General features: G+C 46.8%; 12 protein-coding genes and 1 pseudogene. 7 read left to right on the forward strand and 6 right to left on the reverse strand.

The genetic code is table 11. The annotated features are described in order from the left end of the window. The 5 genes and pseudogenes from ACQ4M5_RS33690 to ACQ4M5_RS33710 all read left to right on the forward strand — a co-directional run. On the forward strand, positions 1 to 327 hold a 327-nt coding region (locus ACQ4M5_RS33690), incomplete at its 5' end, for a helix-turn-helix transcriptional regulator (protein ID WP_430680187.1). A gap of 87 nt (positions 328 to 414) precedes the next feature. Further along, positions 415 to 1,026 (forward strand): FMN-dependent NADH-azoreductase, encoded by a 612-nt coding sequence (locus tag ACQ4M5_RS33695; RefSeq protein ID WP_430680188.1) that lies wholly within the window; start codon positions 415 to 417, stop codon positions 1,024 to 1,026. A gap of 7 nt (positions 1,027 to 1,033) precedes the next feature. Beyond that, complete coding sequence (locus ACQ4M5_RS33700; protein WP_430680189.1) at positions 1,034 to 1,423, forward strand: YciI family protein; 390 nt, start codon at positions 1,034 to 1,036, stop codon at positions 1,421 to 1,423. 106 nt (positions 1,424 to 1,529) lie between these two features. Further along, positions 1,530 to 2,356, forward strand: a protein-coding gene (locus ACQ4M5_RS33705) for an IS5 family transposase (RefSeq protein ID WP_430674732.1) whose coding sequence is annotated in 2 segments (ribosomal slippage) — positions 1,530 to 1,917 and positions 1,917 to 2,356 — 828 coding nt in all. Because the reading frame shifts where the segments join, the coding sequence is not laid out codon by codon here. Between the two features lie 30 nt (positions 2,357 to 2,386). Beyond that, a pseudogene (locus tag ACQ4M5_RS33710) lies at positions 2,387 to 2,626 on the forward strand (ISKra4-like element ISLesp2 family transposase); the annotation flags it as partial. Between the two features lie 10 nt (positions 2,627 to 2,636). On the opposite strand, the gene ACQ4M5_RS33715 reads toward ACQ4M5_RS33710, so the two are convergent. The 6 genes from ACQ4M5_RS33715 to ACQ4M5_RS33740 form a co-directional block, all read right to left on the reverse strand. After that, complete coding sequence (locus ACQ4M5_RS33715; RefSeq protein WP_430680190.1) at positions 2,637 to 3,701, reverse strand: glycosyltransferase; 1,065 nt, start codon at positions 3,699 to 3,701, stop codon at positions 2,637 to 2,639. Continuing rightward, positions 3,694 to 4,866, reverse strand: a complete 1,173-nt coding sequence (locus ACQ4M5_RS33720) for a glycosyltransferase (RefSeq protein ID WP_430680191.1) — start codon at positions 4,864 to 4,866, stop codon at positions 3,694 to 3,696. The genes ACQ4M5_RS33715 and ACQ4M5_RS33720 overlap by 8 nt, the downstream gene beginning before the upstream one ends. Further along, positions 4,848 to 5,921 carry a glycosyltransferase family 9 protein gene (locus tag ACQ4M5_RS33725; protein WP_430680192.1) on the reverse strand — a complete coding sequence of 358 codons (1,074 nt, stop codon included), beginning with the start codon at positions 5,919 to 5,921 and terminating at the stop codon, positions 4,848 to 4,850. The genes ACQ4M5_RS33720 and ACQ4M5_RS33725 overlap by 19 nt, the downstream gene beginning before the upstream one ends. Further along, complete coding sequence (locus ACQ4M5_RS33730) at positions 5,922 to 6,905, reverse strand: glycosyltransferase family 9 protein (RefSeq protein ID WP_430680193.1); 984 nt, start codon at positions 6,903 to 6,905, stop codon at positions 5,922 to 5,924. Positions 6,906 to 6,965: 60 nt separating this feature from the next. Next, positions 6,966 to 8,741, reverse strand: coding sequence for a CHASE2 domain-containing protein (locus ACQ4M5_RS33735; RefSeq protein ID WP_430680194.1), 1,776 nt, complete (start codon positions 8,739 to 8,741; stop codon positions 6,966 to 6,968). Positions 8,742 to 8,806: 65 nt separating this feature from the next. After that, positions 8,807 to 9,535, reverse strand: a complete 729-nt coding sequence (locus ACQ4M5_RS33740) for a DUF928 domain-containing protein (RefSeq protein WP_430680195.1) — start codon at positions 9,533 to 9,535, stop codon at positions 8,807 to 8,809. A 350-nt stretch (positions 9,536 to 9,885) separates the two neighbouring features. Here ACQ4M5_RS33740 and ACQ4M5_RS33745 point away from each other — a divergent pair, with 350 nt between their 5' ends. Continuing rightward, a complete protein-coding gene (locus tag ACQ4M5_RS33745) occupies positions 9,886 to 11,436 on the forward strand; it encodes an NF038122 family metalloprotease (protein WP_430680196.1) in 1,551 nt (516 codons plus the stop codon). Between the two features lie 85 nt (positions 11,437 to 11,521). Beyond that, complete coding sequence (locus ACQ4M5_RS33750) at positions 11,522 to 14,344, forward strand: filamentous hemagglutinin N-terminal domain-containing protein (protein WP_430680197.1); 2,823 nt, start codon at positions 11,522 to 11,524, stop codon at positions 14,342 to 14,344. The last annotated feature ends 11 nt before the right edge of the window (positions 14,345 to 14,355 follow it).

A 14,355-nucleotide genomic window follows, 5' to 3' on the forward strand; every position in this document is an offset into this window, starting at 1 on the left:
GTACATAGTAAAATCAGATGCAAGGTTTTTGCACGGTTTATAGTGCTTTATCTTGCATTTTATCAGCAATTTATCCCGCTGAAATTCAGTCCTAGAAAGCTTCTTAGACTTCCTCAGCAAGCCCTAGTTAAGCAATCGACTGGACTCACACCACACCAGTATGTCATTCAACGGCGGATAGAGCGAGCAAAGCAGCTTTTACGGGCAGGGAATTTGACGATCGCGCAAATTGCTCTGCAAGTCGGTTTTGCTCATCAAAGTCATCTCAACCGTCACTTCAAGAAGTGGGTCGGAGTCACGCCTAAAGTTTTTGTCAACAATTTGTGAGAACGTGCCAAAAATTGGAAGAAGGTGCAAGACTATAACGATTGCGTTTTCTCATACTGATAAAGTAGTTGAAGAGAAATGCTGCCCATGAGTCATATTCTGCATCTTGATTCTAGTGCTAGACAGGAGCGTTCCATCTCGCGGCTGTTAACCAAAGAATTCATTGCCCATTGGCTTCAAGTTCATCGGCAAGACCGCGTTACCTATCGCGATGTTGGAAAAGATTTCGTTCCACCGATCGATGAAGCCTGGATTGCTGCATCTTTTAGCAAATCTGAAACCTTAGCGGCTGAAAAAGCCAGTGTTCTGTCCATCTCCAATGAATTGATTAGTGAGCTATCGGTTGCCGATCGCTACGTTTTTGGTGTTCCAATGTACAACTTTAGCGTTCCAGCTAACTTCAAAGCTTACATTGATCAGATTGTGCGGGTGAACCGAACATTTACTCCAGATTGGCAAGGGTTGTTGACCCATAAAAAGATGTTGGTCATTACTACACGCGGTGGTAGCTATGCAAATGGAACGAATCTTGCCCACTTTGACTTCCAAGAACCTTATTTACGTGCGATTTTTGGCTTCATTGGAATCACCGATATTACATTCATTCATGCTGAGAACTTAACCGAAGGAGAAGAGGCTCGCCAGCAATCTTTGACTGAAGCGCGTTATGTCATGCAACAGCTTGTTACAACATGGTGAAGGAAAAATGGTAGACCAAATTCCGGCTGACGATATTCGTCAAAATCCAGGTGCTGGATTGGCGAAAGAACTTTTCGTCGTTCGATCAACTCCCACTCAGGGACTTGAAGCAATTGCCCCCTATCTTGACCGCCATTTGCAGTACTACCAGGACTTAGAGCGAAAAGGATTGCTGTTTGCAGCAGGTCCCCTGTTTACGAATCGGGGTCAGTACCATCAAGGGGAAGGACTGATTATCCTGAACGCAAAGTCTTTTTCTGAAGCAGAACAGCTTGCAGCGGCTGACCCTCTTCACCAACAGGGCGTTCGCCACTACACGATTGAGGCATGGCTCCTGTGTGAAGGCTCTCTTAATTTGCGGCTGACTTTTGGCAGTGGTGAAATCGAACTAAAATAAAAAGTAGAGGCTAATAATGACTTTTCAATAGACCTCCTGCACGAATCCTGATCACAGATTTGAACTCCTGAAAAGAGGACTAGATGCCACTCAGGAGACTGATCAAATGTACGATCGCATTCAACACCTGCCACCAAAATCGTTCAAACGCAAGTGCGGAGTGAAGCGTGAAACCTTCGAGAAAATGGTTGAAATTCTCAAACCCAAGCTGATCCGAAAAGGCAAACGAGGCGGACAAGGCAAGTTTGGAGTCGAAGATCAACTCTTGATTGCGATGGAATATTGGCGCGAGTATCGGACTCAGTTCCACATCGGACAAAGTTGGGGGATTCATGAAACGACCGTGGGGCGCATTGTGCGGAAAGTTGAGAACAGTTTGATTCGGTCGGGCGAATTTCGGCTTCCGGGCAAGAAGGCGCTGCACTCGCCTGATGCAGGGTGGAACCTCCTGTTAGTTGATGTCAGCGAAAGTCCGATTGAACGTCCAAAAAAAAACAGCGACCTTACTACAGTGGTAAGCAAAAATGGCACACACTAAAAGCGCAAGTCGTCGTAGACTATTTCAGCGGTCAAATTGTCTGCACCGCATTTGGCAAAGGGCGCAAGCATGATTTCCGCTTGTTCAAGGACTCGCAGTTGCCGACCCAACTTGAGCAACTCTGGGTGGCAGACCGAGGCTATCAAGGCATCGCCAGACTTCATGCTTACAGTTGTACGCCCTACAAAAAATCGCGCAAGCGTCCGCTCTCCAAGCAAGAACGTCAGTTTAATCGACAATTAGCGCAAGTTCGTATCACGGTGGAGCATACCTTTCGCAAGTTGAAGATTTTTCGCATCTTATCGGAGCGCTACCGTAACCGTCGCAGGCGATTTGGGCTACGGTTCAACTTGATCGCAGGCTTGCTGAACTATGAGCTTGCTCATCCAATTTGATTCGTGCAGGAGGTCTATTATTTGAAGCTGCATCTTGATCACATTCAGTACCGCTTCTTCAAGCAGAAAAACTTCCCAATTGGCAGTGGCATGGTCGAGAGTGCTTGTAAATGGATGATTCAACAGCGATTTAAGGGAACTGGGATGCGGTGGAGCGAGGACGGATTTAATCATCTGCTTCATCTCCGGCTTGCTTGGACGAATCAACGATTTGACTCCTTGTTCTCCAATGAGGATCTATCGCTTTCGTTGTACTCCCCCAACCACTAGATGCGCCCGATTAATCCTTCGGACGCAGCACTCGAACTCTAGACGATCGAGCTTTTCCTTTCAAGTCCTGCCATAGTTGCTCATACTGTTTAATCATTGCTTCTACCGTAAAATTCGCCAGTGCTACCTGTCTCGCTTGCTGCCCGATTCGCAGTCTGAGAGCAACATTACGAGATCGCCTCAACGCCTCTGCCAATTCACCTACATCATTCTTCTCAATTAGCCATCCCGTTACACCATCAATCACGGCTTCCGGCATACTTCCAACCCTTGTTGCAATCACCGGACGAGCTGCTAACATCGCCTCGACCATTGCCAGCGGAAAGCCTTCAGAGCGAGACGGCATTGCTACGATGTCAAACTGTGAAAGATACGATCGAGGATTTTCCATCCATCCTAAAAGTTGAACTCGATTTTGAATCCCTAACTCCATTGCTAATTGTTCTAAGTTCGATCGCTCTGTTCCTTCTCCCAAAATCACAGCTTTGGTATGTTCAACTTGCGCGATCGCTTTCAATAAAATCTCATGTGCTTTCATTGCATCTAAGCGTCCGATGCTTCCAACCGTCAATGTTTCTCGAATCGTTGACTCTGGCTCTCCCAAGTCTGGAACTCCATTCGGAATTGAGATCACAGAATCGCGTCCGAGCGCGTAAAAGTCTTCCATCCGTTGAGCGCTGGCTTTTCCAACTGCGACATGAGCATCGACTCGTAACGATAAAAATCGAGTCCGCCAAAGCTCGCTCGCGTCTGTGGTTCTCAGGGGCAATTGATCGACGCGAACAACTCTAGCATTTGGAATCATCAAAGCGGCGGATAGTCCGATCGCACAAGCCCAAGGTGTACAGAGATTGATGTGAATGATGTCAGGCTGCAATCGATTGAATGTTTGCCAATGTGAGAGAAAGTTTTTTGAAAGGATGAACTTTGGACGATTTTTGGCGATCGCATTCACAACAATCTCAGAGACACCCACTACAGTCACATCCATTGATGTATTCGCAACTAAGTGACCTAAGCTAATCTCCGCGCCACCAATGCCTTCAGAGTCCGTGTAGACAACAACTTTAAGCATAAGGTAACACCGATCGATAAATTTCTAAATGCGATCGCGCAATTGATTTCCAATCGAACTGCTGCACAAATTCAAAGCCTTGTTGAGATAAGCGATCGCGTTCTGCTGAATCTTGAATTAGTTCCAGTAGTGCATGAGTCAGCGCATCAGAATCACGAGGTGGAATCTGTCTAACATTGGGTTCTGTTCCCGTTGCAATCACAGGTAATTGATGAGCCATCAATGCTAACAATGATCCGCTTTTGAGTGTTACACCATGATTAAAGGGTAAAACGCCAATATCAGCACCCGATAGATAAACAGAAGCGACTTCATTCGGAACATATCCAGTCATGTGAACTGTATGATTCAGATGCAAATCAGAAATAATACCTTCTAACTTAGTCCAATATCGTTTTGCATCTTCTCCACGCAGCGCTAAACTTTCAACACCTCCAATTAGAATTAATCGAGCTTGTGGATGTTGTTGAACTACAGTCTGAAAAGCGGTGAGCAATGTTTCTAAGCCTTTGACGGGATGAAGAAAACCGAAGAATGCGATCGCAATACTATCCTCTGACCAACCACATTCATCTAATAGCTTCTGTCTTGCATTCTCACAGTCAACGACTTCAATATTTGCCCCGATTGGAATTTGATGCACTTTAGCTGTCGGTAATCGCTCAAGAATCACCTTTTCCGCTTCATTGTTTGTAGTAATAATTTCCGCACTCTGAGTTAACAAAAAACCATCTTCACGATCCCACCATTGATATCGCTGTCCCCATTGTTTCAATCCTTCTAAAAGCTTGCTTGGAAACCATTTTGGCTCCCATTCCCACCAGCCATATTCATGCACTGTTGTAATGATTGGTTTATGCCAACCTGTTATACGAAGCAGTAATGGTAATAAAAAGATTGCTCGATCGAATCCATAAGTCCCTGCTGCGTGTTGAATATGTAAGATATCCGCTTGCGATCGATGAATTGCTCGAACTAATGCAGGTAAGCTTTTAATCCTCCAATCTTTTACAACACCAAAAACTGTTGGATCATCTTGAGCCGCTTCAAATGTGGTTAAAACGATTGTGTCGATCGACAATTCCGATCGCAATCGTGCCGTATAGTGAGCGACACCACAGCGGTCGGGTAAATAGGTTCCGGCAATTAGCGCAACTTTAGGCATAGTTGAGTTTCTTCTAAAAGTTCAAGGCTCGATCGCACAATTTCTTCTGGTTCAATGTCCAAGCACTCCAAATCGTAAGGACATTGAAACGCATAGCAAGGATGGCATGATGTAGGTTGGCGTAACAATCGAATCGGACAATGACGCGGTTGCCACTGGCACTCAAGCTCTGTACCAGCAAACATGATCACACTCGGTGTTCTAGTTGCATCAGCGATGTGCATCGTTGAAGTGTTGTTACTCAACATCAATTTTGCATTAGCAATCAAAGCCGCTAGTTCCGGTAAGCTTGTTTTGCCAATCAAATCGATCGCGTCATCTTCTAAAACCTCTAGAACAATTCCAGCCCGATCGCGATCTTTCTCAACTCCTGTGACTACCACTTTCCAGCCTGTAATTGCTGCAAGTTTTTGAGCCGCGATCGCGAATCGTTTTGCATCATAATTCCGCGATTGGCAACTCGTCCAAGGATTTAGCACAATGTACGGCTGATCCATAAAACCAATCTTGGGATATTGAATCGAGAGCGATCGATCGCGCACTTCAAACCCAACTGATTCGATCAATCTCAAATTTCGCTCGACTTGGTGCAGTTCATCCGGTGCAGAGAAAACTTCGTGAGTCAGCATCATTCCGCCCTTCTCCTTCGATTCTCCCAGCCTCAGAGGAATTCCCGCCAAACAAGACACGAATGCGGCTGGATGCGGCGATTGACTAAAGCTGGTGAAGATAATTACTGCATCAAATCCGCGTAGTTTTTCCACTAGCTCCCATTCGCGGGCTGGATCGAATGCTAATCGTCCCAAATCTTGCCACAGAACGCGCCACGTCAAGACTTCATCCACCCAGGGCAGTAATGATGCTGCGAACCCTCCGGGCAGCGCAGCTTGCGAGCCTCCCGGACTTGCCATCAAAGTCAACTTCGCGTCAGGCAAATTCGCTTTAATCGATCGCAAAGCTGGACTGGTCATGATCACATCACCAATATTGTCCAACCGCATCACCAATAGATTTTTAACCGATGTCCAAGGATGAGATAGCACAGGATTTTTCATTTATCGAACAGTTTGAGCTTCCAGCAAATTCACCGCTGCTGCCATCACTCGATCGACAGAAATTTCATCCACGCAAGTCGCCCAATCCGCGATCGGACATTCCCCGCTATACCAACAAGCCTGTATCGTGAAATTCTCGATTTTGCGCTCTGGACAGTCTAAATATCCTTGTAAGTTGGTGTGGGGTTCTGGTTGTCCATAGCGCTGATACCAGGAAGGACCAAATAACGTAATCGTTGGCGTTCCAACTGCTGCTGCAATTCTCGCGGCTCCCGTATCTCCAGCGATCGCCAAATCAGCTTGAGAGAACATTGCTGCAAGCTCTCTCAGTGTTCCTAGCTCCCATAGCTTTGAATTCGGAATATGTTGTGAAATAAACGCCGATTGTTCTCGATCGGAACCCACTAGAACAACGATCGAGGTTTCCAATCTTTTCCCTAATTCAATGAAATTCTGCTCATCCCAACATTTAATCCGCATTCCAGCATCGGGACAGAAAACTACGATCGGATGCACTAAATCTGCTAACTTTTCTCGCGCAGTTTGGTACTCATCAGCCGTAAGATAGAGCTTCGGAGGTAATGCTTCTGAAATGAGTCCTTCCGATCGCAGAATTTCAACAAATCGATCGCTGACAAACTGATTCGGAGGTGGCGATCGCCAAAGATTCGTCACCACTCGATCCGCTCGATCGCGAATCAATTCACCAATACGATCGTAATTCGTATCAGAAACGATCAAATCGAACTTCTGCTCGTTCAACAATTGCTCGATCGACTGTCTAACATTGCCTTTTTCAGCATAAACAACTTGCTGGATCAGCGGATCAGTCTCCAACAATGAGCCACCTGGTGCAAACGTTAGGACAGTGACTTTAGTTTGATAACTTCGGGCTAATGCTTGAATCGCAGATAGCGCAATCAACACATCGCCAATTCCACCTAATAGCTCAATAAACAAGATTCGCTGCATAAAGGTAAACATAAATCACCTCTATCAGCTATCAGATTCTCCAAACTCCTGTCATTCCTCTAAAGATAGAAATTAATCGATTTTTTTGACGGTGCAGCGATCGCGTCCGTCTAATTTCGATTGATATAAAGCCTTGTCCGCTCGCTCAACTAAGCAATGAATTGTGCCATCAAGTAGCTGAAACGTTGCTCTTTCTGTTACGACACTTGCAATTCCACAGCTTAGAGTGACACGATCGCTCACTTTAGAACTCTCATGTGGCAAATTCAACTCTCTCAATTGTTCTAAAATCCGATTTGCCACTCGTTCCGCTGCCTTGATCGAAGTTTCCGGCAAAATAATCGCAAATTCCTCACCGCCGTACCGAGCTACCAAATCCGATCTCCGCACCCCCCGCTTCAAAGTCTGCGCCACCTGCATCAAACATCGATCGCCCGCTTGATGCCCATAAGTATCGTTGTACAGCTTAAAAAAATCTACATCACAGAGCACCAGTGAAACTTCACCTCGTTGCTGAATCAACTTAATCAACTGTTGCTCAAAGTACCTGCGGTTTGCAACCTGAGTCAATTCATCAATGTAAGCTAAACGATGTAAATCTTGCTCATGAAACAGTAAGCAAACTCCCGTAGAAATCGCGAGACCCAAGATCGCAGGAAATACAGGAATCCACCAACCCAACAGAAACAATCCATAGCTCGTAAAAACGGCTCCAACACTTAGTCCAGTAATGCCGATCGCAGCTTGCCCATAAAAGAATGATTTCTCTGTCCAACTGCCTTGTAACACCCGCCGACTCAGCAAAATTCCGCCTAGCGACCAAACCACCGCCCAAAGAATCTCGATCGGTTCTGGCAGAACTTGAATCAACTTACGTCCATCCAGCGCGGCTCCCAACATCTGACTAACCGCGTTCGCATGAACAAAAACACCGGGTGTTCTAGAAAACTGATCCGTCTGGCTACTATCGTAAGGAGTTAGCAGGAAATCATTGGTACTTTCTGCGGTTGAACCGATTAAAATAATGCGATCGCGAACCAGTTCTGCCGAAATCGAGCCATCTAAGAGAGCACGAAGTGGAATCGTCGTAAAGACTTCCTCATCTCCTCGAAAGTTCAGCAAAGCCTGATACCCATTGTCATCAGCACGAATATACCCGCCATCATTGCCATGAAATGCTGTAAAGGTCGCACGTCCTAAACGGTAAGTTCCTTTGCGCTCCGGAATGGATTCTAATTGAATTCCCTGAGCTTCAAGGTACATGAGCGATAATCGCGTTCCCAAGCTCAAATACGTTTTGCCCTGATCTGATCGAGCAGAGATTAAATCCCGTCGCACCCGTCCATCTGCATCTTCAACCCGATCGACGATCGCGACTTGATTCTTCTCAGCTAATGTCTTAGGGGGTGGAACTTGGCGACTCCCAAATCGTTTCTCAACTCCAATCAAATTCGGAGTTGTCCGAAATACTTTCTGAAGTTCAGCGTTTCCAGGCTCAACAGGCAAATCTCGATACAAATCTAATCCGATCGCTCTTGGTTTTTCTGCCCGTAGCTTCTTCAAAATTCGAGCTAAAGTACGATCGGGAATCGGCCAAGTCCCAATCTGACTGATATCAGTATCATCAATCGTGATAATAACAATGCGCGGATCAGTCGATTCAGCGGGACGGACTCGAAAAAACAGATCGAGAATTGCCCACTCTGGAACCTGGAACACTCCAGTAAAACTAACAACGATCGTAGCAACAGCAGCACTAATTCCGGTCGCGATTACTTTCGTCTCAGAGTTCCACAATCGCCGCAGTAATCGCTGACGAACCATCGAACTGGATAAATTAAAGGGCATAAGAAGACTTGCATCGGCTGAACTGAAAGGAGAGTATCCCTAGCCTAAACATGCCCATTTCCCGATTAGTTCACGAGCGTTGCAGATGTGATCTTCGTCAATCCTGCGGCATCTAGAATTTGTTTCCAGGTTGACAGGATTGCTGGATCTTGCGGTTTTTGCTGCTTCAAATCTGCGATCGTTGAAATCATGTCATACCAAATTCCACTTGCTCCATAAGTCGCAGCTTGCTCGATCGCGGATTGTTTCTTCAAATTAGCATTGATCCGATTTGCAAGCTGAATTCGCTGAATCCAACCACTAGCAAACGGGCTATCTGGGCGCAATCTACCGCCGCACATCAGCACAATTCCCCACTCATAAGACTGATTCATTGCTAGAGGCGCGATCGTTTTGGGCAACGTCAGCCGCAGAATTCCGCCTTGTGATGGCACCGAGAGCAATTGTCGATAGTGAATCTGTCCTTTGGCGTTCTTAATGCTAAAGAATGCAGTCTGAGCAGAACTGGGTGGAACATACATTAAAAATGTCGGACGCTCTAAAGTCGTTAATCCATAGTTCGAGTTTGCAGGCGTAACTAAAACAATCTGTGGCGTATCACGACTGGTTGAAGTGGCACACGCAATATCACCACGAGAAGCTCCGCCTTTTGTTTCAACAGGTGCGCCGCCCGATGGAGGCTCAAATCTTACTGCGGGGAGTGCCTGACTCCGCGATCCGACAAGGCTAGATGAAATCACAGCGATCGCTATTGATCGGGCTACCCAATGTCGTACCAAATCCAGTTTCATCATGTCTTAAATACTGAGTGAAGAAGCGCACTTTTAATCGTTCCCTGTGCTTGTATCTAAGTCACACTTATCGAACAGTTTCGGCATAAAAATAAGCAAAGTTTTTAATTTTTCATAATTCAATCAATTGTGTGAAATTATAGAAAACTTAGACACTCGTTTGATTTTTAGCTGCCTATAGAAACAGGATGATACTGCGACTTTCAGTACTTTATTCTAGGTAGTAAAACGTGGTTACTTAAATACCGATCCGTATTGGCACGAATCTTTTTTGCGGACTTGCTGTGTTTTGATTGCGAATGAAAGTGAAAGGTTTCGCTCACTTCTTTTACCGCTCGATTGCACTTTGAATCATGGCTACTTTTAATTTCACTTACGCTCCTGGTACAACCCTTCAGCAAATGATCGGGTTTGAGATGGCAGGTCGCATCTGGGATGCTCACCTCAACGATCCCATTACAGTTAATATTCACGTCGGCGTTTCTAGCAGTCTGCCTGCAAATGCGATCGGGGGTGCATTACCAGGAATGCGATCGGCGCAGAACTACAGCGATGTAGTACGCAGCTTGGGAGCAGACAGAACCTCAGTTGAAGACTGGATTGCAGTGCCACGGCTGCAAACAAAATCAGAGTATGAAGCTTGGTTTGATGCGTTTGATCCAAAAAATGGCAAGAACAATGGACGGAAGGTTAAGACCAAAACACTTAACATTACCCGCGCTAACGCGAAAGCCTTAAATCTCGTTTCAGGGTCAACCGAACTGGATGGAGTCATTGTCTTCGGGGCACTTCAAGGATCAACCTTCCGTTGGAATTATGACTACACTCGAACCAGTGCCGCACCGACAAACACTCTCGATTTTCTCAGCACTGCAATGCACGAGATTGGTCATATTCTGGGCTTTGTGAGTGGGGTCGATAAACCAGGCTGGCTTAGTAGCGTTCCTGCTGACAAAGCAGCAAGCGAAGAGTACAAGCAGAGCTTGGAAAGACGAATTTCTTACACGACACCGATGGATTTATTCCGTTACTCGACTTTGGGGAACGGCAGAAATGATCTATCTTATGGTACGGTTGGAGGTCGGAAATTCTTCTCCATTGATGGCACAATGCCACTGGCAGAGTTTGCAACAGGAGCAGACCAGATGCTGGGCGGTGATGGATTTCAAGGAAGTCACTGGAAAAATACAACCACTCGCACTGGAATCATGGCTCCCGCACTCCGCCCGGAGGAGCGATCGTGGATGACTGATACTGATTTACGTGCACTGGATGTGATTGGTTGGGACATTCGCTGGAGACCCACTATCAATCTCTCTACATTGAGAAGTCAAGCAGAGGCAACACTTGCTCAACGCATCGGAGTATCAACCACCTGGCTAAACCAGAATCTGAGTTTGGCAGAACAACGACTGGTTTCGGATCGAGCATTGGATGTCGAGCGCATGATTCAGAATAGCCAGGTTTATCCCTGGGCAACAAGATCTCCTGGAACTCCTCCTCCGCCTCCTTCACGGCAAGTTCTAGATCTAATGGAGCAGAGAGTAGCTTATAGCAGTTTTGGCACATTAGACGACGAAGTTTCGCCTGCGCCTAGACCGAGTTCTTCGGGAAGAAGGGGGTCGGCACGATCTGATTGGTCTAGTATTGCTCCGATCGGGAGATCAGCACCTAGAATTAACCCAACTTCGTCCTCGTTTGATCTCAGTCTGTTCGCTCCTCGAACTCGTGAGATTGCTGAGATGCGTCGAATCGCTCCTGCAAGTCTTCAGAACTGGTTTGATCAGCTAGGAAGCAGCATCCGTAGATCATCGAACAATTTTGTCAGAAACACGGCTCAGACAAGTCAGGACTCCGGCAAATTTACCGATTTTTCCGAGATAGTGAACTGGACAGATCTCTAAGTGAGTCATTCATTTCACAGGCGGGCATGTTGAGAAAAAAGAATGTCTTGCAGAGACAGGTTCGCTTGTTTTTGCAAGACATTTAATGTTCTTGGATGATGCTGAAGTGAGTTTTATGCCTGTGGTCAGAATTCTACGATCGGGAGTGATGCAGCGAATGGTTTTGGCAGCATCACTCTTTTTGTCTGCCCCGATCGCACAAGCCCAAGTCATTCCAGATGGTAGTGTCGGTACGATCGTGAATATTACGGGTAGCACTGCGGAGATCACAGGCGGCACTCAGCGGGGCACAAATCTTTTTCACAGTTTCAGTGAATTTTCACTTACACCTTCCACGATCGAGTCAGCCCGATTCGATAATGCGGCGGGAATCGAGAATATTATCACCAGGGTAACGGGTGGATCGGTTTCTAACATTAACGGCTTGATTCAAGCGAATGGGAATGCGAATCTGATCTTGTTGAATCCAAATGGCTTCATTTTCGGTGAGCAGGCAACTTTAAATATTGGTGGATCGTTTCTTGCGAGTAGTGCGGAGCGATTGAGGTTTGGAGATGGAACCGAATTTGAGGCACGATCGACAACGCCACCGTTGCTCACAATCAGTCAGCCGATCGCACTCCAGTACGGAGCAACTCCAGGCACAATTCGGGTAGAAGGCTCAGGACATTTTGTTTATGTCAATCCTGATCCGTTTGAGATTGTCAGAGCATTCCGCCCGATTGGATTGGGGGTGGGAACTGGGAAGACTCTCGCACTGATTGGAGGGCGCGTCGAATTACAGGGTGGGAATCTGACGGCAGAACAAGGACAGATTGAGATTGGCGCGATCGCAAATTCGACAGTCAATTTCGCTTCAACAGCTTCGGGATGGGAGTTCACCTATCCAACGAGTGCAGCGTTTCAAGATGTTGTGTTTGCTCAAGGATCGTCTGCGGATGCAAGTGGGACGAGCGGCGGACGGGTGCGAGTTCAAGCGCGAGATGTGCAACTCTTAGACGGTTCTACACTACTAGCATTGACTCTGGGAGATGGAACAGGTGGGACTGTTCAAATCAACGCCTCGAATTCTGTATTGCTTCGAGGTGAATTTGTCTATCAGGATTTTCCATATTTTCCAAGTAGTTTGCTGACCGAAGTGAATTTTGGGGCAAGCGGGCAAGGTGGCAATATTGCAGTGAAGACGGGGCAGTTTTTGGCAACGGAAGGCGCGAAGATTTCCAGCAGCACAGCCGGATCGGGAAACGGGGGGCAACTCTCGATCGACGCAACGACGATCGACATCGAAGGTGCTTCTCCGAATTTTGGTTCGACCTCGCTCTCTGCGGGTTCAACAGGCGGGGAAACAGGCGGAAATGGGGGACTGATCAAGCTGACGGCAGATACGATTCGATTTGCGAATAGTGGTGCAATGATTTCAACCACAAACGGTCGAGGTGCTGCGGGTTCGGTCGAGATTCAAGCGAGAATCCTTGAGTTGGTTGGAGCTTCAGAGTTTGGGGCGAGTGGAATTTTCGTCGAAACGTTTCCAAACAGTACGGGACGGGGTGGAAATGTGTCGATCGTGGCAGAGCAATTCCGGCTTGCAGAAGAAGCTTCGGTGCAAGCTCTGACGTTTGGCAGCGGAGATGCTGGAACGCTCACACTGAATGTAAATCAATTGCAGATTACAGACAGGGCTTCACTGTTATCGAATACATTTGGCAGTGGGGATGCTGGAGCGATTACGCTGAATGTCAATCGGCTTTCGTTAACGAATCAAGGCTATATCTCAACGGCAACTTCAGGAGCGGGAGATGCTGGAAATTTAACTATCAAAGCACAAGAAATCGAATTGCAAGGATCAGATGCACCGTCTCCTACTGGAATTTTTGCGGCAGTTGATCCAGGTGGGACTGGACAAGGCGGAATTTTATCGATCGACACTCAACGTTTGCGCGTGTTAAACGGGGCGCAAATTGCAGCAGATACCTTTGGAAGTGGGAATGCACAGAGTTTGAGCATTACCGCGCAAGACATTGAACTCGCCGGATCGCTTCCTCAGCGTCGGAGTGGAATCTTTGCGGGTGCGCTCGTGAACACGGGTGCGGGAGGCAATGTTTTTGTGAAGAGCGATCGCTTAACCATTCGGGATGGCGCGACCATTAGCGCCAGTAACTTCGCGAGTCAGAACCAGGTTTCTCCGGGACAAGGTGCAGCAGGAAATATTGATATTCGAGCGAACACAGTTCGCCTGAACAATGGCAGTATCAATGCTTCGACTGTGACTGGAGGAAGAGGAAATATTGCAGTGCGATCGACAACACTGACTTTGCTGAATCAGAGTTTGATTTCTACGAATTCACAAGGAACGGAACCTGGTGGAAACATTGTTTTAAACACTGATTTTCTAGTGGGATTTCGTAACAGTGACATCACAGCGAATGCAGTCAACGCGAGAGGTGGAAGAGTGACTGTAAATGCTGAGAGTCTTTTGGGAATTGGGGCACGCGATCGTTTAACTTCTGAGAGTGACATTACTGCAAGTTCCGAGCTAGGAATTGATTTTAGTGGGATAGTGCAAATCAATACCCCTGATGTTGATCCGACTCGTGGTTTAGTCAAGCTGCCGGAAAGTGTGAGCAATGCAGAGCGAATTACGGCAAGCTGTGACCAAGCTAAAGACAATGCGTTTGTTGTAACGGGGCGGGGAGGATTGCCTGAAGATGCGGCTCAATCCCTGCGAGGTGGAACAGTTTGGGAAGATTTGAGAACACCGATCGCAGAAAACATCGATCGACCGACGATCGCCCAAACTCAAAAGATTCCAGAAGCCCAGAGTTGGATTGTTCGCGCAGATGGTCAAGTTGAACTGGTCGCAGCGCAGCCAATTCAGGCTCGGTTTGTGAATTGTGCAGTGCAACGCTAAAAGGAGAGTCT

The sequence above is a fragment of the Leptolyngbya sp. AN10 genome (genome assembly GCF_050565645.1).
Classification (GTDB): Bacteria; Cyanobacteriota; Cyanobacteriia; order Leptolyngbyales; family Leptolyngbyaceae; genus Leptolyngbya.

What these genes read in the sequence shown, in the direction of transcription:
- ACQ4M5_RS33750 (WP_430680197.1), top strand. Translation starts at nt 11,522, where the DNA reads ATGTTCTTGGATGATGCTGAAGTGAGTTTTATGCCTGTGGTCAGAATT.
- ACQ4M5_RS33700 (WP_430680189.1), top strand. Translation starts at nt 1,034, where the DNA reads ATGGTAGACCAAATTCCGGCTGACGATATTCGTCAAAATCCAGGTGCT.
- ACQ4M5_RS33695 (WP_430680188.1), top strand. Translation starts at nt 415, where the DNA reads ATGAGTCATATTCTGCATCTTGATTCTAGTGCTAGACAGGAGCGTTCC.
- ACQ4M5_RS33730 (WP_430680193.1), bottom strand. Translation starts at nt 6,905, where the DNA reads ATGTTTACCTTTATGCAGCGAATCTTGTTTATTGAGCTATTAGGTGGA.
- ACQ4M5_RS33745 (WP_430680196.1), top strand. Translation starts at nt 9,886, where the DNA reads ATGGCTACTTTTAATTTCACTTACGCTCCTGGTACAACCCTTCAGCAA.
- ACQ4M5_RS33725 (WP_430680192.1), bottom strand. Translation starts at nt 5,921, where the DNA reads ATGAAAAATCCTGTGCTATCTCATCCTTGGACATCGGTTAAAAATCTA.
- ACQ4M5_RS33720 (WP_430680191.1), bottom strand. Translation starts at nt 4,866, where the DNA reads ATGCCTAAAGTTGCGCTAATTGCCGGAACCTATTTACCCGACCGCTGT.
- ACQ4M5_RS33735 (WP_430680194.1), bottom strand. Translation starts at nt 8,741, where the DNA reads ATGCCCTTTAATTTATCCAGTTCGATGGTTCGTCAGCGATTACTGCGG.
- ACQ4M5_RS33715 (WP_430680190.1), bottom strand. Translation starts at nt 3,701, where the DNA reads ATGCTTAAAGTTGTTGTCTACACGGACTCTGAAGGCATTGGTGGCGCG.
- ACQ4M5_RS33740 (WP_430680195.1), bottom strand. Translation starts at nt 9,535, where the DNA reads ATGATGAAACTGGATTTGGTACGACATTGGGTAGCCCGATCAATAGCG.